This is a genomic window from Flavobacterium sp. C3NV, assembly GCF_046825355.2.
In the GTDB taxonomy this organism is placed as follows: Bacteria; Bacteroidota; Bacteroidia; order Flavobacteriales; family Flavobacteriaceae; genus Flavobacterium.
Genome location: NZ_JBKQBJ020000019.1, coordinates 67,266 through 93,522, shown reverse-complemented (window position 1 = coordinate 93,522; position 26,257 = coordinate 67,266). Strand labels below are relative to the sequence as shown.

General features: G+C 33.8%; 22 protein-coding genes. 4 read left to right on the top strand and 18 right to left on the bottom strand.

The features are described from left to right. Positions 1–54 precede the first annotated feature (54 nt). Both gyrA and ACIDC4_RS22080 read left to right on the top strand, forming a co-directional pair. Entirely contained in the window at positions 55–2,697 is a 2,643-nt protein-coding gene (gene gyrA, locus ACIDC4_RS22085; protein WP_230037124.1) for a DNA gyrase subunit A, read from the top strand. 40 nt (positions 2,698–2,737) lie between these two features. Next, positions 2,738–4,006: a tetratricopeptide repeat protein gene (locus ACIDC4_RS22080; protein WP_412044943.1), complete on the top strand. Its 1,269-nt coding sequence runs from the start codon at positions 2,738–2,740 to the stop codon at positions 4,004–4,006. Between the two features lie 93 nt (positions 4,007–4,099). On the opposite strand, the gene ACIDC4_RS22075 is transcribed toward ACIDC4_RS22080, so the two are convergent. The 7 genes from ACIDC4_RS22075 to ACIDC4_RS22045 form a co-directional block, all read right to left on the bottom strand. Then, a complete protein-coding gene (locus tag ACIDC4_RS22075; RefSeq protein ID WP_412044944.1) occupies positions 4,100–4,519 on the bottom strand; it encodes an OsmC family protein in 420 nt (139 codons plus the stop codon). A 418-nt stretch (positions 4,520–4,937) separates the two neighbouring features. Further along, on the bottom strand, positions 4,938–6,929 hold the full coding sequence (locus ACIDC4_RS22070; protein ID WP_412044945.1) for a DUF349 domain-containing protein: 1,992 nt from the start codon (positions 6,927–6,929) through the stop codon (positions 4,938–4,940). Positions 6,930–7,177: 248 nt separating this feature from the next. Continuing rightward, positions 7,178–7,927: a lipid A phosphoethanolamine transferase gene (locus ACIDC4_RS22065; RefSeq protein WP_412044946.1), complete on the bottom strand. Its 750-nt coding sequence runs from the start codon at positions 7,925–7,927 to the stop codon at positions 7,178–7,180. A 69-nt stretch (positions 7,928–7,996) separates the two neighbouring features. Then, positions 7,997–8,746, bottom strand: coding sequence for a shikimate dehydrogenase family protein (locus ACIDC4_RS22060; RefSeq protein ID WP_412044947.1), 750 nt, complete (start codon positions 8,744–8,746; stop codon positions 7,997–7,999). After that, a complete protein-coding gene (locus tag ACIDC4_RS22055) occupies positions 8,746–10,143 on the bottom strand; it encodes a tetratricopeptide repeat protein (RefSeq protein ID WP_065447960.1) in 1,398 nt (465 codons plus the stop codon). Before ACIDC4_RS22055 ends, ACIDC4_RS22060 begins: the two co-directional genes overlap by 1 nt. Positions 10,144–10,421: 278 nt before the next feature. Then, positions 10,422–11,618, bottom strand: a complete 1,197-nt coding sequence (locus ACIDC4_RS22050; protein WP_412044948.1) for an aspartate aminotransferase family protein — start codon at positions 11,616–11,618, stop codon at positions 10,422–10,424. A 214-nt stretch (positions 11,619–11,832) separates the two neighbouring features. Next, a complete protein-coding gene (locus ACIDC4_RS22045; protein ID WP_412044949.1) occupies positions 11,833–13,512 on the bottom strand; it encodes an OstA-like protein in 1,680 nt (559 codons plus the stop codon). A gap of 437 nt (positions 13,513–13,949) precedes the next feature. Between ACIDC4_RS22045 and ACIDC4_RS22040 the strand changes: the two genes are divergently transcribed. Then, positions 13,950–15,821, top strand: coding sequence for an alpha-amylase family glycosyl hydrolase (locus ACIDC4_RS22040; protein ID WP_412044950.1), 1,872 nt, complete (start codon positions 13,950–13,952; stop codon positions 15,819–15,821). A gap of 81 nt (positions 15,822–15,902) precedes the next feature. Here the strand turns inward: ACIDC4_RS22040 and ACIDC4_RS22035 are convergent, their stop codons facing one another. From ACIDC4_RS22035 to rsfS, 8 genes are all read right to left on the bottom strand, one after another. Continuing rightward, entirely contained in the window at positions 15,903–16,961 is a 1,059-nt protein-coding gene (locus ACIDC4_RS22035; protein WP_412044951.1) for a glycoside hydrolase family 130 protein, read from the bottom strand. Positions 16,962–17,173: 212 nt separating this feature from the next. Further along, a complete protein-coding gene (locus tag ACIDC4_RS22030) occupies positions 17,174–17,956 on the bottom strand; it encodes a superoxide dismutase (protein ID WP_412044952.1) in 783 nt (260 codons plus the stop codon). Between the two features lie 8 nt (positions 17,957–17,964). After that, entirely contained in the window at positions 17,965–18,234 is a 270-nt protein-coding gene (locus ACIDC4_RS22025) for an acyl-CoA-binding protein (protein ID WP_412044953.1), read from the bottom strand. After that, positions 18,234–18,887: a phosphatidylserine decarboxylase family protein gene (locus ACIDC4_RS22020; protein ID WP_412044954.1), complete on the bottom strand. Its 654-nt coding sequence runs from the start codon at positions 18,885–18,887 to the stop codon at positions 18,234–18,236. Before ACIDC4_RS22020 ends, ACIDC4_RS22025 begins: the two co-directional genes overlap by 1 nt. Beyond that, positions 18,877–19,767 (bottom strand): phosphatidate cytidylyltransferase, encoded by an 891-nt coding sequence (locus tag ACIDC4_RS22015; protein ID WP_412044955.1) that lies wholly within the window; start codon positions 19,765–19,767, stop codon positions 18,877–18,879. The genes ACIDC4_RS22020 and ACIDC4_RS22015 overlap by 11 nt, the downstream gene beginning before the upstream one ends. Before the next feature lies 1 nt (position 19,768). Then, positions 19,769–20,374: a lactate utilization protein B/C gene (locus ACIDC4_RS22010; RefSeq protein ID WP_412044956.1), complete on the bottom strand. Its 606-nt coding sequence runs from the start codon at positions 20,372–20,374 to the stop codon at positions 19,769–19,771. A gap of 113 nt (positions 20,375–20,487) precedes the next feature. Further along, positions 20,488–22,413, bottom strand: coding sequence for an ATP-dependent zinc metalloprotease FtsH (ftsH, locus tag ACIDC4_RS22005; RefSeq protein ID WP_412044957.1), 1,926 nt, complete (start codon positions 22,411–22,413; stop codon positions 20,488–20,490). Positions 22,414–22,428: 15 nt separating this feature from the next. Further along, on the bottom strand, positions 22,429–22,800 hold the full coding sequence (rsfS, locus tag ACIDC4_RS22000) for a ribosome silencing factor (protein WP_065447466.1): 372 nt from the start codon (positions 22,798–22,800) through the stop codon (positions 22,429–22,431). A gap of 93 nt (positions 22,801–22,893) precedes the next feature. Here rsfS and ACIDC4_RS21995 point away from each other — a divergent pair, with 93 nt between their 5' ends. Next, positions 22,894–23,634 (top strand): biotin--[acetyl-CoA-carboxylase] ligase, encoded by a 741-nt coding sequence (locus ACIDC4_RS21995; RefSeq protein ID WP_412044958.1) that lies wholly within the window; start codon positions 22,894–22,896, stop codon positions 23,632–23,634. A 113-nt stretch (positions 23,635–23,747) separates the two neighbouring features. Here ACIDC4_RS21995 and ACIDC4_RS21990 read toward each other — a convergent pair whose 3' ends face one another. The 3 genes from ACIDC4_RS21990 to pyrE all read right to left on the bottom strand — a co-directional run bounded on the left by ACIDC4_RS21990 (position 23,748) and on the right by pyrE (position 26,253). Beyond that, a complete protein-coding gene (locus tag ACIDC4_RS21990; RefSeq protein WP_412044959.1) occupies positions 23,748–24,407 on the bottom strand; it encodes a hypothetical protein in 660 nt (219 codons plus the stop codon). Between the two features lie 521 nt (positions 24,408–24,928). Next, positions 24,929–25,321: an SRPBCC family protein gene (locus ACIDC4_RS21985; protein WP_208681495.1), complete on the bottom strand. Its 393-nt coding sequence runs from the start codon at positions 25,319–25,321 to the stop codon at positions 24,929–24,931. A 281-nt stretch (positions 25,322–25,602) separates the two neighbouring features. Then, the gene (gene pyrE, locus ACIDC4_RS21980) at positions 25,603–26,253 is read right to left on the bottom strand and encodes an orotate phosphoribosyltransferase (RefSeq protein ID WP_065447470.1); all 651 of its coding nucleotides are present in this window, start codon (positions 26,251–26,253) and stop codon (positions 25,603–25,605) included. Positions 26,254–26,257 lie beyond the last annotated feature (4 nt).

Here is a 26,257-nt window from a genome sequence, read left to right as displayed (position 1 = left end):
AAACGTATCTTGGCACGCTTTGAAACTAATATAATTATTTAAACATAACAACTTATGTCTGAAGGAGAAAAGTTAATTCCTATTAACATTGAAGATGAAATGAAATCTGCTTACATCGATTATTCGATGTCAGTAATTGTATCGAGAGCGCTTCCTGATGTTAGAGATGGCTTGAAACCAGTGCATCGAAGAGTTCTTTACGGAATGTATGATTTAGGTGTAACTTCAAGATCTGCCCACAAAAAGTCTGCAAGAATCGTAGGAGAGGTTCTGGGTAAGTATCACCCACACGGGGATACTTCTGTTTATGATGCAATGGTTCGTATGGCTCAGGAATGGAGTATGCGTTATTTATTAGTGGATGGTCAGGGTAACTTTGGATCTGTAGATGGTGATAGCCCTGCAGCAATGCGTTATACTGAGGCCAGAATGCGTAAAATATCTGAAGATATTATGGCAGATATCGAAAAAGAAACAGTTGATTTTCAATTGAACTTTGACGATACTTTATATGAGCCAAAAGTAATGCCTACAAGAGTTCCTACTTTATTAGTAAACGGAGCAACAGGTATTGCGGTAGGTATGGCAACCAATATGCCTCCACACAATTTAACTGAAGTTATCAATGGTACATTAGCGTATCTTGATAATAACGATATTGAAGTTGACGAATTAATGACACATATTAAAGCGCCGGATTTTCCAACCGGTGGTGTAATATATGGTTATGAAGGAGTTCGTGAAGCTTTTAAAACCGGTAGAGGACGTATTGTAATGCGTGCAAAAGTTGGTTTTGAAGAAGTTGACGGAAGAGAATGTATCATCGTAACAGAGATTCCATATCAGGTGAATAAAGCCGAAATGATCAAACGTACGGCTGATTTAGTTAACGATAAAAAAATCGAAGGTATTGCGAATATTCGTGACGAGTCTGACAGAAACGGTATGCGTATCGTTTATATCCTGAAACGTGACGCTACGCCAAACGTAGTATTGAATACCTTATATAAATTTACCTCATTACAATCTTCTTTTAGTGTAAACAATATTGCATTAGTAAAAGGTCGCCCACAAATGTTGAATCTAAAAGATATGATTCATTATTTTATTGAGCACCGTCATGATGTAGTAGTTAGAAGAACTCGTTTTGAATTGCGTAAAGCAGAAGAAAGAGCGCATATTTTAGAAGGATTAATTATTGCTTCTGATAATATTGATGAAGTTATTGCGATCATCAGAGGTTCTAAAAATACAGAAGAAGCTCGTGAGAAATTGATTGAAAGATTTAATTTATCTGATATTCAGGCGCGTGCCATTGTTGAGATGCGTTTACGTCAGTTAACAGGTCTGGAACAAGATAAGTTAAGAGCTGAATACGATGAATTGATGAAATTAATCGAACATTTGAAAGCTTTATTAGCAGATGTTGATTTAAGAACGAATTTAATTAAAGAAGAACTGGAAGAAATCCGTGAGAAATACGGAGATGAACGTCGTTCTACTATTGAATATTCTGGTGGAGATGTAAGTATCGAAGATTTGATCGCAGATGAGAATGTAGTTATTACAATTTCGCACGCAGGTTACATCAAACGTACCAACTTAACAGAATACAAAACTCAAAATAGAGGTGGAGTTGGACAAAAAAGCGCAGGAACAAGAGATCAGGATTTCCTTGAGCATATGTTCGTTGCAACCAATCACCAATATATGATGTTCTTTACGCAAAAAGGAAAATGTTTCTGGATGCGTGTTTACGAAATTCCTGAAGGAAGCAAAACGGCAAAAGGTAGAGCGATTCAGAATTTAGTAAATATTGAAAGTGACGATAAAGTAAAAGCTTTTATTTGTACACAAGACTTAAAAGACAAAGATTATATCAACAGTCATAATCTTGTAATGGTAACGAAACAAGGTCAAGTGAAGAAAACTTCTTTAGAGAAATATTCTAAACCAAGGGTAAATGGAGTTGCTGCAATTACAATTAAAGAAGGTGATGAGTTACTTGAAGCTAAATTAACAAACGGAGAAAGTCAAATTATCCTTGCTGTTAAGTCTGGTAAATTGGTTCGTTTTGAGGAAACTAAAACGCGTCCGATGGGAAGAACAGCTTCAGGAGTTCGCGGAATTACCTTAAAAGACGATACTGATGAAGTAATTGGTATGGTTACTGTTGACAAAGAAAATGTAAACGATACACAGATTTTGGTTGTAACTGAAAACGGATACGGTAAACGTACTAAATTAGTTGATGACGATGGAGAAGATGTTTACAGAATTACAAACCGTGGAGGTAAAGGTGTTAAAACGCTTAATATCACAGAGAAAACCGGGAAATTAATTTCTATTAGTAATGTAACGGATGCTGATGATTTAATGATTATCAACAAGTCTGGATTAACTATCAGAATGGCGATTGAAGATTTACGTGTAATGGGTCGTGCAACACAAGGTGTTCGATTGATTAACTTAAAAGGTAAAGATTCTATTGCTGCTGTAACAAAAGTGATGAAAGATGATGTTGCAGAAGTTGTTGTTGATGAAGACGGAAATGTTATTGAATCTGCTATCGAAAGAGTAAAACCGGATTTAGAAGTTCTTGAGGACGAAGGTCCTGTAGAAGATGACGACGACGATGATTCTGATGAAGAAGTAGAAGACGAAGATGACGCTGAAGAAGAAGAGTCTGAGGAATAAAAAGTAAACCACTTATAATTAAATATACAAATTGAATATTATGAAAAGTAAATATGTAATACTTGCGTCAGCATTATTGATTTCAGTAGCTACTTTTGCTCAAAAGGATCAGATAAAAAGTGCTGAAAAAGCGTTAAAAGGAGGGGATGCTCAGGGAGCAATTACAATCCTGAACGATGCAGAAAATATGGTAGCAAATGCCAAAGATGTTGAGCAGGCTCAATTTTATTCTGTAAAAGCTAATGCTTATTTAGATTTAGCTAATAAAAAAATAGATGAAAGTAAAAACCTTTCTCTTTCTGCAGAAAACTATAAAAAGTTAATTGATGTTGAAAAAGCTTCAGGAAAATTAAAATATTCTACTCAGGCTGCAGCTTCAATTACGGAGATCAAAGGAAAGTTGATTAATTCAGCTATTGCAGATTCTCAGGCTGGTAAACATTCTGAAGGAGCGAAAAAATTGTATGATGCTTATTTGTTAGAGAAAAAAGATACAATCAATTTGTATTATGCAGCTTCTACAGCAGTAAATGCTCAGGATTTTGATCTTGCATTGCCAATGTACGAAGAGTTGAAACAATTAAACTATTCTGGAAAAGGAACAAGCTATACAGCTGTAAATAAAATTTCAGGTAACGAAGATGCTTTCAATAGTGCTAAAGACAGAGATTTAGCTGTGAAATTAGGAACTCACGAAAAACCTCAAACAGAAGCTATTCCTTCAAAAAGAGGAGAGATTTACAAAAATCTTGCTTTAATTTTAGTTCAAAAAGGACGTAGCGAAGATGCTAAAAAAGCAATCGCAGATGCAAGAAAAGCAAATCCGGATGATAGTTCTTTGATTCTTACTGAAGCTAACTTGTATTTAGAGTCTAAAGATTTTGATACCTACAAAAAATTAGTTGGTGAAGCTTTACAAAAAGACCCAAACAATGCTGATTTAGTATTCAATTTAGGAGTTCTTAGTGCGAATGCAAAAAACAGTGCTGATGCTGAGAAATATTATTTGAAAGCTATCGAAATCAACCCAAAATATACAAATGCTTATCTTAACCTTGCAGCTTTAAAATTAGAAGCTGAAAAACCAATTATCGATGAGATGAATAAATTGGGTACTTCTGCAAAAGATATGAAGCGTTACGATGTGTTGAAAGGACAAAGAGAAAATGTTTTTAAAGAAGTGATTCCTTACCTTAAAAAAGCAAATGAATTAGATCCTAAAAACGAAGATGTTTCTAAAACGTTATTAGGAGTTTACAAAGCTTTAGAAATGACTGCTGAAGCAAAAGCATTGAAAGCTACAATGTAGTTTTGAGTAAAATTCCAATATTTTAAAATTCCAAATTCCAATAATGCTCAGCATCTTTTGGAATTTGGAATTTTTTATTTAAATTTTTTAGTCTTAACTGACTAAAGTTGCAGAAAGTGTAATTGTTGTATTTAATAATTTTGATATAGGACAGATTTCCTTTGCTTTCGCTGCTGTTTTTTCAAATTCTTCAGCAGTAATGTTAGGAACTTTACCTTTTAAATCCAAATGGATTAATGTTATAGTTCCGTCCTCGAAAGTAACTGTCGCTTCTGTATTCAAATCATCTGCAGTAAAACCTCCTTCGTTAAGCAAAAAGCTTAATTGCATCGTAAAACAGCCTGAATGTGCCGCAGCAACCAATTCTTCGGGATTTGTTCCAACTCCGTCTGCAAATCTTGTTTTAAATGATAATTGCGCATTATCTAATGTCGTACTTTGTGTGCTGATTTTTCCAGTTCCTTCCATGCCTGTTCCTTTCCAGTTGGCATTTGCTTTTCTTGTAAATTTCATTTTTCGTTGTTATTAGGATTAATAATTGAATTTGTTGATTATCAATAGATAATGTGGTTTATCAAATATAATCAATATTTTACAGAAATTTTTTCATGAAATTATAATACATTGTTAAGTTTCAGGTTGAAATGAAACAAATATTGGAGTGAATTTTACCGCAATCCTGATAGCTATCGGGAGCAAAGTTTTGTTTTTCATTGTAATTATAATCGACAATATTGTCATCCCTGACAAACTATACGGTGTATAGTTTATCTAAATAAAGCTTGGCGAACTTTATATTGTATTGAAATATGAAAAAAAACCTTAGCTCCCGATAGCTATCGGGATTGCGGTAAAAAAAAGCTACTGCATAAAAAAAGGTGCAATGAGAATCTCATTACACCTGATTTTATATTTATAAATCAAAAAAAACTTATTCCTGACCTAAATTACGCAATTGTTTCAGTTTGTCTTTCCAAAGTTCAAGGCTTTCTTTATGAATAGCGATGTTTTTACGAACTTCAAGAACAATTGAATTCTCTTTCTTAGCATTTTTAGTATTAGCAAAAAACTGAATATTGTTTTCTAACTGGAAAATTTCATTTTGAACTTCTTCAATTTTACGCATTAAGAAAATCTTTTCGTTATCTAATTTACGAGTATCGTTACTGTCAGATAAAGAATCGATTCTGTTTGAAAAACGCATCATTTCAGTTTCTTTTTTACTCAAACTTAATTTTTCAAAAAGAGCATCCAGGATTTTATTGAATTTTCCTTCGATGTGACGTCTTGAAAAAGGCACTTTTCCGTAACCTTTCCAGATTTCGATATGTGCTTTTATAGCATCAAGATCGGTTTTGTGATCACCGGTAAGCTGGTAAGCTCTTAAAATATCTAAGTATGCTTTTTTATTGTCAAAAGCGGCTACCTCATCAACATTTTCTTCTGATTTATGCTCTTTTAATTTATCGAAATAATGATTACAAGCGTCTTTAAATTCTTTCCAGATTTTATCTGAATATTTTTTAGGAACGTGACCAATTTGTTTCCACTCTTCCTGAATTTGTTTCATAACAGGAGTAGTAGCGCCAAAATCGGTACTTTCTTGTAGTTCTTTTGCTTTTGCAACAAGAGCCATTTTTTTGTTCAAATTGTCGTTTTGATCCTTTTTAATGTCTTTGTAAAACGAATTTTTAAAAGAATTAAAGTTTCTTACGGCAGTTTTAAAAGCAGCCCAGGTTTCTTCGTTTACATCTGAAGGTACTTTTCCGGCAGCAAAAAACTCATTTCTAAGTGCTTCTACTTTCTGAATTTGTACTAACCATTGTGAATGAGAGTTTACCTTTTCAGTTCCTAAAACTTCAATTTTGCCAATGATTTCTTTTTTAACTTCAAGATTTTTTTGTTCGTTTGCTCTTTGGCTTTCAAACAAAACTTCTCTTTTGTCATGGATTTTTTTAGTTAGTTCACTAAATTTATTCCAGATGGTATCACGGTGTTCTTTAGAAACAGGACCAATATCTTCTTTCCAGATTCTGTGTAAATCCTGTAATTCACGGAACGCTTTACTAATGTCGGTTTCGTTTGCTAACTCTTCAACACGTGCAATAATTTTTTGTTTTTGTTCCAGATTGTATTTAAAATCTAAATCTCTTGCTTCACGATCTAAGTGTAGGTAATCATAAAAATTCTCTACATGAAAGTGGTAATTATTCCAAACGTGATTGTATTTGTCTTTTGGGATTGCTCCGGCATTTTTCCATCTTTCTCTTAAATCATTAAAATGTTTAAGTGTGTCTTTGATGTTTTCCTGCGGGTTGATAAGCTCTTTTAGCTCTTCAACTATTGCAAGTCTCTCTTCTAAATTCGATTTTAGATTGGTTTGTAAATGCTTGAAATGCGCATTTCTTTTTTCTCTAAAAACATTATAATATTCGTCAAATTTCGATTTTAACGGAGAATGATATTCAAATTCCTCATTTGGGTCTTGTTTAGAAGCGTTGAATTCTTCTTTTTTCTCCTCTATAAGGTGGTTGTATTGTAATAAAAATGATTTTTTGATTTCTTCGATATGATCTTTTACAGACATTACTTTATCTGTAGAGATCAGTTTTTTAAGCTCATCTACAAGCGCGTCCATAGCAAAAGTATCATAATCCTGCATAGGAATATCATGACGCTCTTTCAGCGTTTCATCTTCACTTTCTTCAGCGTTTGAATTTGTTATGGCGTCTAATGCAGTCTGATGAGCAGTTTCTGTTTCTTCGACTGTGTTTTCTGCTTCAGTTTCACTTTCTGAAGTAGAGATTTCAGCAGCTGTTTCAGGCTCCGATGTTTCAATTGCATTATCTTGTGTAGAATCGCTAATCCCGATTTCTAATTTTCCGTCTGCTTCCTGCAGGTTATCATTCTTTTCTTCTAACATTTTAAATGTATAAGGTTTTTATTTTAAACAGAGCGAAAGATACTAAAGGTGTTTCTAAATACAAAATAAATCGTTTGTTTATACGCTTTTTTAAGACGAAATTCCTATTTATTCAGGTATTTTAGGAATATGATATGGGTTTTTTACCTGATTTTTTTGAAGTAAATTTAAATTTCGGATTAATAGAATTTTTAGAAAAATCAAATTAAATTAATATTGTAAGCTTAATTTTTTAGTTTTCTTTCAAACTAAAACAAAATAAGCATTCCAACTTCGATACCATAATTGTAAGATTTATGGTTTCCAAAAGCAATACTGGGATGAATATAGGCCATATCATTTGAAGTTATTTTTCGCCCAAATTCTACGAAAGCATTATTAGGGAATCCTTTGTTTGTTGCGTTGTATCTGAACGCAACATCGGCCGCAATCCAGTTTTTTCCGAGGATGTACATAAAGTAATTTTCGAATGCTGTGGTATTAATATCATCTCGTTTGTCTGATCCGGCAAAACTCAGTTGATTCTCTAAAGAAGAAATCCACAGTAGTTTTTTCTCTTTTATATAAGAACCATAAAATACGGCAGGAGCAAAGACCCATTTTCCTGATCCCAAAGCTGGATCTGCTGCCGAGTTCGAAATGACTCTGGCTCTAAAAGCAATCCCTTTACTATGATTTAAATAAGGTATATAACTTATGCCAACACCAATATCACCAATTCCAGTTTTATTGATTGAGGAAGTATTGGTGGATATTAATGGAAGATCAACTCTTAAGTTCCATGCTTTATTGGCTATTGGGTGTAAAAAACGGAGTTCGGTGGTATTGTAAGAACCTGTCTCTGTATCTAAATATTCATTGAAAAGTAAAATCGTTTTTAGATAATAATGATAGCGTGCCTCTGTGTAAGGATTTTTTTGAAGCTCTATAGTTTCCTGAGCTTTTGTAGAAAAAGTGATGAAAAGGAATGACAAATAAAATAGTTGTAATTTATTCATAACTACTTATTAATGAGTAGTCTAAATTACAAAAAAAAATACACTAGAGTTTAGTGTATTTTTTTCTTTTTACATATTCCAGATTTTCCAGGCTTTCTCTGCCTGAAAAATAAGCATGTCGTAACCATTTTTTATTACAGCACCTTTTTCTTTAGCATTTTTAAGGAACTGAGTTTCTGCCGGATTATAAATTAAATCGTAGGCAATATGTTTATCAGTAAAAAACTCGTACGGAAGATCCGGGCAAGCTTCTATATTTGGACTTGTACCAACAGGTGTACAATTGATTATGATTTTGAAATTATCAAATGTAGTGGCATTGATTAAATTGTAATCGATAATGTTTTCCTTAGCTTCTCTCGATACAAAAGTATAAGGAATACCAAGCTCATCCAATGCAAATGCAACTCCTTTTGAGGCGCCGCCTGTACCCAGGATAAGCGCTTTTTTGTGGTGTGGCTCTAATAATGGTTCTAATGATTTTTTGAAACCATAATAATCGGTATTGTAACCTTTTAATTTTCCGTTTTTGGTAAATTTAATCGTGTTTACTGCACCAATCAGGGCTGCTTTTTTTGATAGTTTATCTAAGAAGGGAATTACTTGTTCCTTGTACGGAATCGTAACATTTAAACCTTTTAAATCGGGATTGTTTTTTACTAACTCAGTGAAATAATTAATTTCAGAGATGTCAAAGTTTTCGTAGCTGTTGCCTGCAAAAACTTCGTCGCTAAATTTTTCTGTAAAATATCCTTTTGAAAATGAGTAACTAATATTACGGCCTAACAAGCCAAAACGTCTTCTTAAAATATCAATCATTATTGTTTTCTATGTTTTTCTATATAATTTTTAACTGTCTTTTTTGACCATACTACCGGAAATAAATCTTCGATTAGGATGTAATTATCAAAGTTTAAACGCAAACCATTACTTAAATGGAATTTTGCTTTGGTATTATCCTGAATCATAAAATACAATCCTGCCAAACGATATTCGATTTCGTTTTCTTCAGGAAAATATTCTGTAGCTTGTAATAAAGTCTGAATAGCACTTTCGAATTCACCTAAAAACTGAAGAATGTCAACCCAAAATAACCAAGTGTCTAGAGCATAATCTCCAAATTCTACTGCTTTTCTATAACCAAACTCTGCTTCTTCAAAAAAGTTCATTTGTTTGTTGATCGTTGCATAACGTTTCCAGTACAAACGATTTTGATTGTCGATGGCTAATGCTTTATTGACAAAAAATAAGGCTTTCTGAAAGTTTTTCTGACGAACATAAAAATCAGTAATGGCAATCCATCCTTTGTCTAAAAGTGGATCTTCATGTACGGTTTGATTGTAATATTGAAGTGCTTTTACCGCATTACCCAGTTTTTCGTAGCATTTCCCGATACGCAATAGCGCATAAGAAGTAGCATCGTCTAACTCGATGGTTCTGTTATAGCTTTCAATAGCTTCAGCGTATTTTTTAAGACGCTCATAGGCTTTTGCTTTTTCCATGAAAGCGCCTAAAAACTCATCGTCGATTAGGGTTGCATAGTCAAAAGCGCGAATGGCGTTTTCATATTCTTTTACACCATAATGCAAACGGCCAAGCTGGTGCCAGGCGATTTCGCTATATGGGTTTTTATTGATATACTCGTTTAAGTAAACAATGGCTTCCTGGTTTTGATCTAAAAATTCAAAACAATACACCACGTTATACAAGGCAGACTGGTCTTCTAAATCTTCTTCAAGACATTTGATAAAACTGTCTTTTGCCATCTCGAGGTTATCCATAAAAAGATATTCCATTCCAATCAAGTTGTACACGTCGGCGTAGTCGTCTGTATATTGCAGGGCAATTTTAAGTAGTTCTACTGCTTTTTCGTGTTGATCTCTTTTAGAACAGATATTGGCTTTCTGGATATAAATTTCCTCGTTATTAGGTTCGATTGCATATAGCTCATTTAAGAGCTTCTCGGCGATCTCTAGTTTGTCGTCGTAAACCAACATTTCTACTTGTACTAATTTTAAGCCCGTAGATTTTGGGTGTTGGTCTAATGCAAGTTTCAAGGCCTTCTTTGCTAAATTAGCCTTGCCTATATCTAAATAATGAAGAATAATTTCTTCGAATTCTTCAGAATCAAAAAAGAGTACTTTGTTAGTTTTTAACATCGACTCAAATTTGGATAGGGATAGGTTATAATCTTCTTCTTCGTTGCTTAATTGCATACTGTCTTTATTTGAAATTAGCCTGTTATAAATTTAGGCAACCATATTATTGTTGTGAGGAATGGGAATTAATTGTTGTGAACAATTTAATTAACAATATGGACAGAATTTCTATTCTGTTTTAAGTTATAATATTTTGATCTGTAAAAGATTAAATTTGATTTGTATTCTATTTTTGTTTTAACCGTGAATCCTAGCCCTGATAGCAGCGGTATCCTTTTATTTTTTTTCTTTAGAAAAAATAAAAGATATAGCGGATAGCAGGAAATAGCTCCTAATTAAAGTGCTTGTTCTTTTTTCATGATTTCATCCATAACGCTTAAGATTATGGCACAACCTTCTTTTATTTCTTCATCAGAAATGGTTAACGGTGGTGTTATTCGTATTGCGCATCCTTCAAACAGCAACCAGAATAAAATGAGCCCTTTGTCCTGACAGTTTAAAATAACTTCGTTTGTTATTTCGGCAGTTTCGGTCATTGCGGCAAGCATTAATCCTTTTCCTCTAACTTCCTTTATCAAAGGATGTACCAAAAGCGATCTAAAGAGTTTTTCTTTAATTAAGGTGTCTTGCATTAAATTTGTTTCAGTTAATTCCTGCAAAGTAGCTAAACAGGCTGACGCAATGACAGGATGACCTCCAAAAGTGGTGATATGGCCCAGTTTAGGGTTTTCGGTTAAGAGGTCCATTTTTTCTGCCGAGGCTGTAAAAGCTCCAACGGGCATTCCGCCACCCATTCCTTTTCCCATAACGACAATATCGGGAACGACATCATAGTTCTGAAAACCAAATAGTTTACCAGTTCTTCCGAATCCGGGCTGGATTTCATCGACAATCATCATGGCGCCAACTTCATCACAGCGTTTACGCACTTTTTGCAGATAATTATTTTCGGGCTGAATAAATCCGGCTCCTCCCTGAATGGTTTCTAAAAGTATAGCGGCTGTTCTGGTGGTTATTTTTTGTAAATCTTCTTCGTTATTGAAGGTGATAAAATCAACATCCGGAAGCAATGGGCGAAAGGCTTGTTTGCGTTCCTCGAATCCCATAACGCTCATAGATCCCATGGTGTTACCGTGATAGGCGTTATGACAAGAAATAAGCTGACTGCGTCCTGTGGTTCGTTTGGCTAATTTAAGTGCGCCTTCGATAGCTTCTGTACCTGAATTGACTAAATAGGTTTTATTAAGAGATTCGGGCAGGAGTGAAGCCAGTAATTTGCAATATTGAACGGCAGGACTTTGCGAGTATTCGCCATAAACCATGACGTGAGAATATTTGTCCAGCTGATCTTTGATCGCCTGATTGACTCTTGGATGTTGATGCCCAAGTGTGCAAGCCGAAACTCCGGCAACAAAATCTAAATATTTTTTATCGTTTGTGTCGTAAATATAGGAACCAATGGCGTGAGAAACTTCCATCCCAAGTGGGTAAGGAGAGGTTTGTGCCTGGTATTTTATAAAATCTGGATTCACTGTTATTTGTTTAAAAAGTTTCAGGTTTCAGGTTTCAAGTTGACTGAAAACTGTGAATGAATTTAACCGCAAAGATCGCAAAGTTTACTAAGATTTAGCTCAAGATTATATTATTAAAATGCAAAGTTCGCAAAGTTTTGTATACTGAAAACTGGGACTGCGACTAATTTTACCGTAAAAATATGAAACTGAAAACCGCGACTGCGACTGAAAACTATTTCTTAGTCTTGGCAGCAGCTTTTGTCGTGCTTGTTTTAGCAACAGGTTTCTTCTTGTCGTAATCAAGAGTTTCTTTCCTGACTTTCATCGGGGTGGTTTTGTCCTTGGCTTCCTGGTCTTTTCCTTCCTGGACGAGTTTGTCATTGAGTTCGTTGTCCTCGGCGGTAAAAATATCATCTTTCGATTTTATTCGTTCGTCGCCGCGCCATTTTAAGCCTTTTAGTTTACGTGCATTTTCTGGTAAATCGGCTTCGGGGTAAACATCGCCGTCGACTTTATTAAAGAATGTAATGGTTTCGATATCATTATTTTCTAAAATAAGATTGATTTTACTACTCACATTTTTATTGATACCAATGAGTTCATTAGCGTCATTTCGCATGTAATAGACGACCTCGGTATTTTTAATCACATCGACGTCATGTAATTTTCCTTCTTTGAATTTTCCGAATAAATTGAGGCCCTTGACCTGATTATAACCCGTGCCGAGAGTATCCCGCGAGACGATAAAGGTATTGTTGAGGACTTTTAAGGAATCTAATTTTTTGGTGGTATTATCGCCAATTAAATGCATTATATCTCCCGTAATCTGACTTTCTCCGTTCCAGAGAATTGGATTTCCAATTAATTTTGTCAATGCAGACTTAGAGTCTGAATGGATAGAATCACATTTTCCGCTCATGTCTATTTTGTAGAAACGGACGTTTTTGTAGGCTCTTAAAATTCGTTCGCCTTCTTTTCCGGTCACCATTAATTTTTGCCCGTGAATGTAAACTGAATCTTTTTCGACAAGATTTATGGCTACAGCTCTTTTCGTGACAAACATCGAATCTTTTAGTTTGTAAATCTCTGCATAATGTCCTTTTACGATTCCGCGATTGATAGAGTCAGTAATTTTTACGTTTCGGGTTGCTGAGGCAAATTCAATATTTCGATTATAGTACAAACTATCGCCTTCTATAAGTCGGTCATCGTATTTTATGTACGACTTCCTTAAAAAATGCGCGAGGTTTTTCTTGGTGTCATAAAAACCTTTTTCGGTATAAATGTAGTTTGTTTTGCTTGTAATAGTCGAAGGGCCAAATAAATACGTGTGTCCTGAATTACTGTAATAATCTAAATGATTCGACTTTATAACATATTTAGGATTTGTAATCGTAACTTCTGTAAGGAATTGAAATTTTTTCTCAGCCACAAAATATCTTCCTGATTTACTTACCAGAGTATTGTCTTTATTTACGATAGTACCTTTAGTATTGTAAAAAACCTGCTGAATATTTCGATCAAAATTAATAGTATCTGTTTGCAAGGTAGCATCCGGTGAACTCATAACAGCATCTCCGGTGGCGAAAGCTTTCTTTGAGTTTCCGCTATATTCTGCATATTTACTGTTCAGGAATAAAGTATCACCTTGTACTAATTGTACATTTCCAAATGCTTTAAGGTAGTTTTCTTTCTTAAAAACGTAGGCTTTATTGCAGGTTAATACGATCCCGTCATGATTTACTTTTACATTTCCAGTCAATAGAACTCCGTCAGGAACTAAGTCTTCATTGACTTCTACCAAATCTGCATTTTCAATATTAATTGTTTTTGGCTTTGGTGCCTGAGCAAAAATGGATTGAACGCTTAATAATAGCAAACAATAGGATATGAAAAATAGTGATTTCTTCAATTGATTAAATTTTTGTCAAATTTATGAAAAAGGATATAACCTTTACTGATATTAGGATTAAATTATAGTTTTTTAGGTACAAAGGTTTTGTTATTAGGTTCAAAGTTGCATAGGTTCAAAGGGACAAAGTTTTAAGTTTTCAAAAGTACTGTGATATTTCTGGTAAGATGCGCAGCAGTGCATCTAACCTAAAGAAGAGATGAAATTCGAATGTTTCTTAATTCATCTAGAAAAAACTTTGTTGCTTTGAATCTGCTCCTTTGAACCTTTTTTAAATTATCAACAAAACATAGTACTATTTCGTTATAGTTGGCTTTTTATATACTGTATTAATGTAATATGATTTTTGTTTCATTTGAATTTTAAAAATTAGTTTAAATTTAGAAAATAGTTTTCGGATGTTTAGTCAGGAAACCATTAGTTTATAAAAAACGAATATGATAAATAAAAAAGTTTTTGTTGCAGGATTGGCTGCAACCATGCTGTTTTCTGCATGTAAAACCAAAGATTTAAAAATGAATATAATAAAAGAAGAAGTTCCTGCTGATAGGAAAGTTGTAGTTTATCAGGTTTTTACGCGTTTGTTTGGAAATAAAAACACAACCAATAAGCCTTGGGGAACGATTGAAGAAAATGGTGTTGGAAAATTTAATGATTTTACAGATAAAGCACTTCATGAAATAAAAGATTTAGGGGTTACTTATGTTTGGTATACCGGAGTTCCGCATCATGCTTTGGTGAGGGATTATAAGGCTTACGGAATTTCTGATGATGATCCAGAAGTAGTAAAAGGCCGTGCCGGATCTCCTTATGCTGTAAAAGATTATTACAACGTAAATCCTGATTTGGCGACAAATCCTGCGAACAGATTGCAGGAATTCGAAGATTTGATTGGCCGTACGCACAAAGCAGGTTTGAAAGTTATTATTGATATTGTACCCAATCATATCGCCAGAAAATATGAAGGAAAAAATAATCCTGAAGGCGTTAAGGATTTTGGTGTTGATGATGATGTAAGTGTTGAATACAGCAGAAACAACAATTTTTATTACATCCCCAATCAACATTTTGAAATTCCGGACAATGATGTTCCGTTAAACGGAGAAAAGAATCCGCTTGTTGATGGTGTATTTGATGAAAATCCTGCAAAATGGACCGGAAATGGTTCTCGTAAAGTAAAACCGGATCAAAATGACTGGTACGAGACGGTAAAAGTAAATTACGGAATTCGTCCTGATGGTTCTAAAGATTTTCCTGAACTTCCAGCCGGATTCGATCAAAAATCGTATCAGGAGCATTTTGCTTTCTGGCAGGATAAAGATGTGCCGGATTCCTGGAAAAAGTTTAAATCTATCGCTTTGTACTGGACAGCAAAAGGTGTTGACGGTTTTCGTTATGATATGGCCGAAATGGTTCCGTATGAGTTTTGGAGTTATATGAACTCGGCTATCAAAATGAAAAATCCAAATGCTTTTTTATTGGCAGAAGTGTATAACCCAAATGAATATCGCAATTATATTCGTTTAGGAAAAATGGATTATTTATATGATAAAGTAGAAACTTATGATAAACTGAAAGATGTTATTCGCGGAAAATCTTCTCCCGACGGATTATCGGATATTCAGAAAGGAATGGCAGATATCGAACACAATATGCTTCATTTCTTAGACAATCATGACGAACAACGTCTGGCAAGTTCTGAATTCGCAGGAACTCCGGAACGCGGAAAACCCTTAATGGTGGTTTCTACAACGATTAGCACTTCGCCAACAATGGTTTATTTTGGGCAGGAAGTAGGAGAGGCCGGAAATGAGGATGCCGGTTTCGGAAAACCTACAAGAACTTCTATTTTTGATTATATTGGCGTTCCTAATCATCAGCGCTGGATGAATGACGGAAAATTTGATGGCGGACAACTTTCTGAATCAGAAAAAAACCTTCGTGATTTTTATAAACGATTGCTGAATTTCTCTATTAAGAGTCCTGCTTTAATGGGCAATTTTCAGGAAATTCAGTCTGTAAACCGTCAGAATAATTCTGGTTATGACGAATTAATTTACTCTTATGTTCGTTGGTCTGAAAATCAAAAATTGATTGTTGTAGCGAATTTCTCTTCAGAAAAAACAAGTGAGTTTGAATTGAAAATTCCTGCTGATGTTATTTCTAAATGGAATTTGAAAGATGGTTCGTATATACTTTTAGATCAATTGTATTTGCAAAGTAAAACGTATTTTACGGTAAAGAATGGAGAAGGAATTGCAAGAATAAAAATTGCGCCTTCGGAATCGTTTATTTATGAAGTGAAATAGATTCTTTTGTAATAGAATAATAAAGAATTGTAAAAAAAAACAGGTTCGGAAATCTAATTTCTAAACCTGTTTTTTTTGAGATTAGTTACTTTTTAAAAGCAAAAGAATCTCTTTAATCGAAAATCGAGCACCACAAACAAATTCATCTGAAGCTCCATAATAAATGATAACTGTATCTCCGTCAGGTTCTATAATATGGCCGTTGGTAAATACCACGTTTCCAAAAAATCCGCTTAGTTCGTATTCCGTAGTAGGAACCATTATCGGCTCTTCGGTTCGTGCAATTACTTTCGAAGGATCTTTTAAATCCATTAAAAAAGCACCTAAACAATATTGATGATTTTCATTGGCTCCATGATAAATTTCCAGCCAGCCTTTATCTGTTTTTATAGGTGCAGCTCCGGCACCGACTCTTTTGCTGTCCCAAAATCCTTTTCTGGTTTTAATAATACAATGGTGATTTCCCCAATGAATACCGTCGGGAGACGAAGCCAGCCAAATGTAATTTCCGCCAATATCTACACTACTTGGGCGATGTAAAGCATAAAATAATCCATTTATTTTTTCTTCGAAAATGGCGCAATCTTTATTATGAGCAGGTAATATCATACCATGTGTGGTAAATTCTTTCCAATTAGTAGTAGTTCGCAAACCAACACCAACACCATTATCTGATACAGACGTAAAGGTTAAATAAAATATTCCTTCGATTAAAGCAACACGACAATCTTCAATTCCAAATGTTTCCAGCATGCCTTCTCCAACCAGAGAAGGATAATTTTCAGGTTCATAAAAGTTATGTCCGTCTTCGCTGCACAATAGACGCAGGTGAGAAAGTGTTGTTAGATAATCTACGCCTTTATAATTAATAACTCTTGCATCTGTTGCTATTAATTCTGGATCATGTTTTGGGATTTCAATTATTTTAATAGCGCCCGTTTCTGTAAGTATAGGAAAAGAAATGATACCATCTTTTTGTTTTGGTCTTTCGGCTACACGAACCACTAACCAGGTTTTGTTTTCGAACTGAAATACGCCTGGATTTAATAAGCATGTAATTTCTAATCCTTCTCTGCTTGCAGAAATATCTGTAGGTGATAATAACGGGTTGTCTGTAAAGCGTTTTGCTATATCTTTCATAGTTTTAGATGCTGTTTTATTGTAATTAAAGAGTAACTTAAAGTTAGTAAGGATATTTTTAAATGAATGTTTAGTATATGTGATTTTGTGTTAAAGTTTCTGTGTCTGAGTTTTGGTGTTAAAAAACTTTAAAGGTTAGGCTAAAAAAAGCAGAAATTATAAAAGTTGTGAGCAAAAAAAAGCTGATACTCAATTGTATCAGCTTTTTTGTTTTATACTTTCTTGACCTTTTTGAGGGCTTCGATATAATATTCGTTTACTTTTTCCCAGTTAATGTGCTCGTAAAAAGCATCGATATAACTTCCTTTTCTGTTTTGGTAATCCAGATAATAAGCGTGTTCCCATAAATCGATTCCTAAAATAGGCGTTCCGGGAATTAAAGCATTTTTCATTAAAGGATTATCCTGATTGTCAGTTGTAGTGACTTGCAGTTTTCCGTATCTGTCCACTAACAGCCAAACCCAGCCAGAACCAAATTGCTTTGTAGCCTGACCTTTAAACTGATTGGTAAGATTGGCAAAAGAACCAAATTCTTTATTAATCGAACCCGCAAGAGTATCTTTAGGAGTCTGCTCTTTAGGAGTTAAAATATTGAAATAAAGAGTATGATTGTAATAACCACCTGCATTTTGACGAAGTTTTGCATTGTTGAGATCCATTTTTTTCAGGATATCTTCAAGTGGCATATTTTCAAATTCGGTATTGGCAATTTCTTTATTAAAATTATTCGTGTACGTTAAATAATGTTTAGAATAATGTGTTTCTAAAGTAAGCGTTCGTATTGCAGGAGCGAGTCCATCATACGAATAAGATAATTTTGTCATCTCAAAAGAACCCGGATCTGCTTTTACGTCATTAGGCGATCCTATTGTTATTTTTTCCTCTTTTGTTGGTAAAGGAACTTCTACAACTTCGGTTAGCTTATTTTTATCATTACATGAAAATAAGAGAAAAAATGAAGCTAAAATGCTGAAATGAACAATGTATTTCTTCATAATGTTAGTTATTTTGATGTTAGTGAATTAATGATTTCAATGTAGCATTCTTTTGCCTCATCAATAGATATATGGCTAATTTGCATCCAGGCATTTGTTTTGAAAGCATCTCTTAAATCAAAATTCTCAGATTGATTGTAGACCGCAGTTCCAAAAGTTGCCTGTTTGTAATAGGCATAAAGGCGTAGCTGCACATCTTGCGGCAGTGAGGCCTGAGTCATTTTTAAAGCAGTTTCGACCGCCTCAGTAAAACGAGTATCTAAATCTTTTTTGCTCATTAAGCTTTTGTAGCAATAATAGTTTTACCACCAATTGCTTTTTGGTTTAATACAACATTAATAGGAGTATCTAAAGGTAAAAATAAATCTACTCTTGAACCAAATTTTATAAATCCAGCATCAGTACCTTGTACTACTTGCATACCTTCCTGAGCATAATTTACAATTCTTCTTGCAAGAGCGCCTGCAATTTGTCTGTATAATATCTGTCCAAAAGTTTCATTTTCGATTACAACCGTAGTTCTTTCGTTTTCTTCGCTTGCTTTTGGATGCCATGCAACTAAAAATTTTCCAGGGTGGTATTTGCTGAATTTGATGATTCCATCCATTGCGTAGCGAGTAACGTGTACGTTTATTGGTGACATAAAGATAGAAACCTGTAAACGCTTATCTTTAAAATATTCGCCTTCATAAACTTCTTCTATAACCACAACTTTTCCATCAACCGGAGCAAGAATCTGATCGCTGTTTCTAATTGCAACTCTTTTAGGATTTCTAAAGAATTGTAAAATAATAATCAAAACTATTACACCAGCAATTTGCACAAGCATTCTTAGCCAGGTAATATCAATGAATTTGTCAGCAATTAAAAGTACAGCTACTGCAAATGCAGTACCTAATAAAATGGATGGTCCTCCTTCTTTATGAAACATAGTATAAAATTTGATAAAATAAAAATATAATTGGTGCTACAAATATAACACTATCTAATCGATCTAGGATACCTCCGTGGCCGGGCATTATTGAACCACTGTCTTTTACGCCGGCAATTCTTTTAAATTTTGATTCAATCAAATCTCCAATTGTACCAAAAACGCTTACAATTAAAGCAATTATTGTCCAGATCAAGATTGATTTGCTGCTAAATTCAGGATTAGGCTGTATGTAAAATTTAGAAATCAAAAAGCCTGCAAAAGCCGCAAAAACAGCACCACCCAAAAATCCTTCAATAGTTTTTTTAGGAGAAACGCGTTCAAATAATTTATGTTTTCCAATTGATTTTCCAACCAAATAGGCAAAAGTATCATTGGTCCAGATTAGAATAAACAACCCCAAAATGATCTTTGGATTGTAATTATTTGTTCCAAAAGAAATTTTAACGATAAATATAAATGGAAGCGTAATATATCCTAACAGATACAGGTATTTTGAAGAAGTACTTATTTTTTGAACAGAATCATAAAACAAAAATAAGATACATTTTATCGATACAACAATAGTTACAGCAAGCAGTATTAAGTCTAATTCCTGAATATTGACATTTAAATTTAACTCTGTATTAAATGTTTTATTTAAAAATGCCGTAGTTTGCTTATTGTAATGACTAATCAATAAAGTGGCAGAGTATAATATAACTCCAAACAGAATTGAAAACACTTTATTAAGGTTTGCTAAATTGCAAAACTCATATATAGTAATAATTAGAAAAATGCCAAAAAGGATAATAAAGCTTTCGGTAGAAAACAGAATAGAAGTTAGGAGTAAAGCGATATAAACAGCACCAGAAATGGTTCTCTTGAGTGTTTCGTTCATCTTAAAGATCTTCTAGGAGCAATAAATATAGATTTTTTGCAACACTTCCGTATTGTGTAAAATCTTCTTCCTTAGCTTTTTCGAAATATTTTATTGTGGTAATATTAGTAGGATAGTCTCTTTCGTATTTTCTTTTGATAGCACTTAATCCATCACTTTTAATAAGCTGTAGCTGACTTGTAGTAGCAATAATTACAATATTTGCAGGTAATTCGTTTGGTTTGTCCTGCCTTATTTGTTTTGATGAAAATAAGATAGAACCTTCATCAGCAATTAAATTTTCGCAGGTAGCCAATAAGAATTTAGGGTTTTTAGGAGAAATATAAAGTAATTTATTTTCTTCTAATAAATGAAAAAGCCCTGGTTCATAACATAAAACTTCGCTTTCGAACCAATCGTTTTCTTCTAGTATGTTTTCAAATTGTTCAGCAACTTCCTGCTTGTTTTCGCAATACAAGAATTTACCTCCATTTTTTTTGAAATTAAAAATGAATCTTTCGTCGATAGATAAATGACTATCAGGAGTATGATTTACTCCATACTCGCTTTCATTTTCTTCATCAGAAGCGGCATCGCTAGACCCAAATATTTTTTTGAAAAAATTCATTTTATATGAAATACTTTACATGTTAATTGAAAACGTTCAAAGATAAAAAAATCTTAATTCAAAAGGCTATTTTGAATTAAGATTTTAAAAAATATTACATATTTACTGAATATTTACGAAACCACTTCTTCTAAATTTTTATCAAAAGTACGTTTTCCGAAAATAGTTTCTAAGTCATCTTTAAAAATAACTTCTTTTTCAATTAATATATCAGCTAACTGATTTAGCTTGTCTTTGTTTTCTTCAAGAATTTGAATCGCTCTTTGGTATTGACCTTCAATTAATTCTGAAATTTCTTTGTCAATTACTTTGGCAGTTTCGTCAGAATATGGTTTAGAGAAGTTGTATTCGCTTTGACCACTTGAATCGTAATAAGTAACATTTCCGATTTTATCATTCAAACCGTAAATCGTTACCATAGCACGAGCCTGACGTGTAACTTTTTCTAAATCGCTTAATGCACCAGTCGAAATTCTGTCAAAAGTTACCTTTTCAGCAGCTCTTCCGCCCATAGTAGCACACATTTCGTCCAGCATTTGGTCTGTTCTCACGATTTGTCTTTCTTCCGGAAGGTACCAAGCCGCTCCTAAACTTTGTCCGCGGGGAACAATAGTTACTTTAATAAGCGGTGCAGCGTGCTCTAACATCCAGCTTACAGTCGCGTGACCAGCTTCGTGAATAGCAATTGCTCTTTTCTCTTCTGGAGTAATAATTTTATTTTTCTTTTCAAGACCGCCAATGATTCTGTCAACAGCATCAAGGAAATCTTGTCTGTCTACTGCAGTTTTGTTGTTACGTGCAGCAATTAATGCAGCTTCGTTACAAACATTTGCAATATCAGCACCAGAGAACCCCGGAGTTTGTTTTGCTAAGAAATCAAGATCAAGACCTTCTACTTTTTTAATAGGAGCTAAGTGAACTTTGAAGATTTCAGCTCTTTCGCGAATGTCTGGTAAGTCAACAAAAATTTGTCTGTCGAAACGTCCGGCACGCATTAAAGCTTTATCAAGAACATCTGCTCTGTTTGTCGCTGCCAGAACGATTACGTTAGAGTTTGTACCAAAACCATCCATTTCTGTCAGTAATTGATTCAAAGTATTTTCTCTTTCGTCGTTTCCGCCTGACATATTGCTTTTTCCTCTTGCTCTACCCACAGCATCGATCTCGTCGATGAAGATAATAGCAGGAGATTTTTCTTTAGCTTGTTTGAATAAGTCACGAACACGTGAAGCACCAACACCTACAAACATCTCTACGAAATCAGATCCTGATAACGAGAAGAAAGGTACCTGAGCTTCTCCCGCAACTGCTTTTGCCAATAAGGTTTTACCAGTTCCCGGAGGTCCTACAAGTAAAGCTCCCTTAGGAATTTTACCTCCAAGATTCGTGTATTTTTCAGGGTTTTTAAGGAATTCTACAATTTCTTGTATTTCTTCTTTAGCACCTTCTAAACCAGCAACATCTTTAAAAGTAGTTTTAATGTCTGTTTTTTCATCAAACAATTTAGCTTTCGATTTTCCAATGTTAAAGATTTGTCCGCCACCGCCACCTGCGCCACCTGACATTTTACGCATAATGAAAATCCAAACACCAATAATAATGATGATAGGAAGTAAGCTGATTAAAATATCGCTCCAGTTGTTTTTCTGCAAGAAATTAAAATCTTTCAGTTTGCCTTCGGCTACTGCTTTTTCTAATTTAGTTTGAAAAATCTGGTCGTTACCAATTTCTAATGTATAGTGAGGGCCTTTGTTAGGTCTTTCAAAAATATCATTAGCTACTTTTTTATTTGCCGGATCTTTAAGAGCAGCAGTATTTAAGTAAACTTCAGCTTCTGCTTTATTGAATACAATAACTTTTTCAATCTGACCTTTTTCTAATAAAACATTGAATTTAGAAGAGGTTAATTGAGCAGGTTCGCTTAAGTTTGATCCTCCGGTTGCAAAACTAATAAATAAAAAAACTAGAAGTATTGCGGTATATATTAACCAAGGACTTATTTTAAATTTACTCGGATTTGGATTATTATCTTTAGCCATTAGAGAAAGTTTCTTTTAGTATTTGTTTTCGATTGTAGTTATTTTGGCGTCACCCCAAAGGCTCTCGATATTATAGTATTCGCGAATATGTTTCTGGAAAACGTGTACAACAATGTGCACATAATCCATAAGAACCCATTCTGCGTTATCGGTTCCTTCTACGTGCCACGGTTTATCTTTTAAGTCTTTAGATACTGTTTTTTGAATTGAGCTAACAATGGCGTTAACTTGGGTGTTTGAATTTCCGTTGCAAATGACAAAATAGTCACAAACAGCAGTGTCTATATCTCTTAAGTCAAGAATATCGATATCATTTCCTTTTACTTCTTCAATCCCTTTGATTATGTTCGCCAATAGAACATCATTATTAATAGTCTTTTTCGCCATGAATTATTTTATATGATTTTGTAAAGTTACCAAAATTTGTGATTATTTTTGAACCTTAACAAAATATTAAATTAAGTTAATTAAATTCGTTTAATGAAACTAATCAAACTCGATGCCATAGATTCAACAAATGACTTCCTTAAATCATTGGCAAGTCAGGATGAACTCGATAATTTTACCGTAGTAACCGCTGAAAATCAGACAAAAGGAAAAGGGCAGATGGGCTCTAAGTGGCAATCAGAATCAGGTAAAAACTTAATTATGAGTGTCTTGGTAAAGGATTTTCTTTATGGTAATGAACAAGTTTTTAACCTCAGCGTTATAGTTTCATTAGCCGTAATCGATGCCTTAAAATCATTAAATATTCCTGATTTATGTATAAAATGGCCTAACGACATTATGTCATACAACAAAAAGGTTGGTGGCATACTTATCGAAAATACCATCAAAAGCGATGGCAGGATCGTGTCAGTCGTCGGGATAGGGTTAAATGTTAATCAAACCAATTTTGATCATTTGCCTAATGCTTCTTCATTAGGTGTGATTTGTAAAAGGGAATTTGATAAAAATTCTTTAGTGCTACTCATATTGGAAAAAATACAGCAAAAGATTGATTCCTGGGAAAATAGTTCGGCTGATTTATGGAAAGAATATTTTAATTCCTTATTCCGTCAGGGAATACCAATGCCATTTAAAAAACTCAGTACCAAAGATTCCGGACAAAACTTTATGGGAATCATAAAGGGAGTTTCTCCTGTTGGTAAAATACAGATTTTATTAGAAGACGATTCGGTTTCAGAATTCGAAATCAAGGAAATTCAGATGTTGTATTGAAAAATTGCTAAGATTCTAAGCTACTAAGATTCTAAGTTTTTTTTTGATTTTGCTTTAGGTGACATAAAAAAATCCGTGCAAATCCGTTACATCCGTAAAATCCGTGCGCCACATTAGTTTACACTTTGTAAAGATTGTTTTTTTGGTGCTATTTTTCTGTTCCAATACATGATGTAAATCGTTCCAAGAATAGAAGGAGTCATCCAGGCGATTATATTTCCTATGCCAATTCCGGCGACAATAAAAGCGGTTATTGATGCGATTAAGGCTCCAATCATTTTGCCAATGTGCTTGGAGAGCCATTGTTTTTTCATATCCGAAACATTTTTATAGAATAGGAAATCTTTAATTGTCATATAAAGTCCAAAACCGCCGAAGAAAGTAAAAAGTATTCCGTTTTCAATATTTATCAACTGACAATAAATACCCAGTGAAACCATTATAATTGAAAAGAATAACATACTTCCTGAAATCATAAAATCGGTCATGTCAGCTTTTGTTTTGGTTTTAAAAGTCAAAACCCTGTTTCCTGCAATCACCAGATAAATAGTAAATAAGCCAATTAAAAACAAAAAGATATTCTGGTGTTGGGGCATCCAGCAAATAGGGATGGAAATAAGAGAGCTCATGATCATTCCGATAGAGAATAATTTCCCCATTCTTTTGTGTAGTAAACCTCCTTTTTTGACAAGAATACTTCCAATTCCCGTAAGTAACCCGATTCCGCCAAAAAATGCGTGAATGTAAATTAAAATCTTAATAGTTTGTTCCATTTTGGTTTTGTTTAGTTTTGATGGATCAAACTTCGATGAATAATTTTGGGTGTAATAATTTATAATTCCGAACTGTTATTTTTTAAGGATGAATTGTTGGTTTTGCCACGAAGGCACTAAGGCACAAAGTTTTTTTTTTTTTTTTTTTTGAATAATCTCGCAAAGATGCAGAGGCGCAAAGTTTTGATTTTCTTTGTGTCTTATCGCAATGTCATTAAGTTAAGCTTTTAGAAAATAAAATCTGTTTTTATCTGCGTTTTTACGAAGTAAATCTGTTTTATCCGCGTCAAAATTAGACGCTGATTTTACTGATTCGCTAAAGCGAAAACGCTGATAAAAACGGATTTTCTAATTACTTTCCTGATTAAACTGTTAAGTAATTTTGTAGATTTCTCCTTAGCTTAATGACATTGGTCTTAGCGCCTTTGTAGCAACAAAAAAAAGGTCCGACTTAGTCGGACCTTATAATTTATGTACTTCAGGAATTAATAATTAACAATTCACTATTGATAATTAAAAAATTAAAGCTTCGTCATATTAGTAGCTAAAGTTTCAATGAATTTGCTAATTGGCCCTTTGATCATCATCGCCATCATTGGGTTAAATTCACCTTCAAATTGCAATTGTACAGCACTTTCGGTAGCTGAAACACTATCAATATTCGAAACCAGAGTAAACGGAAGTTTATCACTTGCAGCTCCCAAAACGATTTTGTTTGGTGCTGTTTTCTCTTTCATTTTTAGTTTTATTTCCGGCATACCTTTCAATCCAAAAATAAAAGCATCTTCGCCAATCACTTCAAATTTAGCGATATTATCCGGCATTAATTTTTCAAAATTCTTAACATCAGTCAATAAATCAAATAAATCTTGAGCTGATTTCTGAACAGTAACTTTTGGACTTTCTAAGTTCATATTTATATTTTTTTATAATATCTAAATTTATTTTTAACCGCAATTATTTTTACCGCAAAGAGCGCAAGTCTTTTTTTTATTTTGATTGTAAATCTTTATGAATAAAAGTTCGCAAAGCAGGATTCTAATAAAATTCCAATTTTTTTAAATCCCAAATTCCAAAAAAGAGCGAAGCGATTTTTTGGTAAAATCTAAAATCTAAAATCTAAAATCTAAAATCTAAAATCTAAAATCTAAAATCTAAAATCTAAAATCTAAAATCTAAAATCTAAAATCTAAATCTAAATTTCCTCTTTCCCCCACGTCGATGGACTTTCGTTCCATTCCAGTAAAGTCGATTGTTGGTCTTCGGTAATATATTGTTTCTGAACCGCTAAGTCTAATAAGTTTTCGTAATTACTTAACGTATACAGATCGATATTAGCATTTTTAAAGTTCTCTTCGGCAACATTAAAACCATACGTAAAAATCGCTGCCATACCTTTTATGTTGGCTCCTTCGTTACGTAAAGCTTCAACAGCCATCAAACTGCTGTTTCCTGTACTAATTAAATCTTCAACAACAACCACATTTTGGCCTTTTTGTAAAAAACCTTCCACCTGATTTTGTCGACCGTGTTTTTTTGCTTCCGGGCGCACATATACAAATGGCAATCCAAGGCTTTCAGCAACAAGAATCCCCACTCCAATGGCTCCAGTGGCAACACCGGCAATAACATCTGGTTTCCCAAATTGTTTCTCAATATTTTTCGCAAACTCATCACGAACGTAGTTTCGGATGCTCGGAAATGAAAGAATTAACCTATTATCGCAATAAATAGGAGATTTCCAACCAGAAGCCCATGTAAAAGGATTTTCGGGATTCAATTTAATTGCATTTATTTGCAAAAGCAATTCGGCTGTTTTTTCGGCAGTATCTTTATTAAAAATCATAATA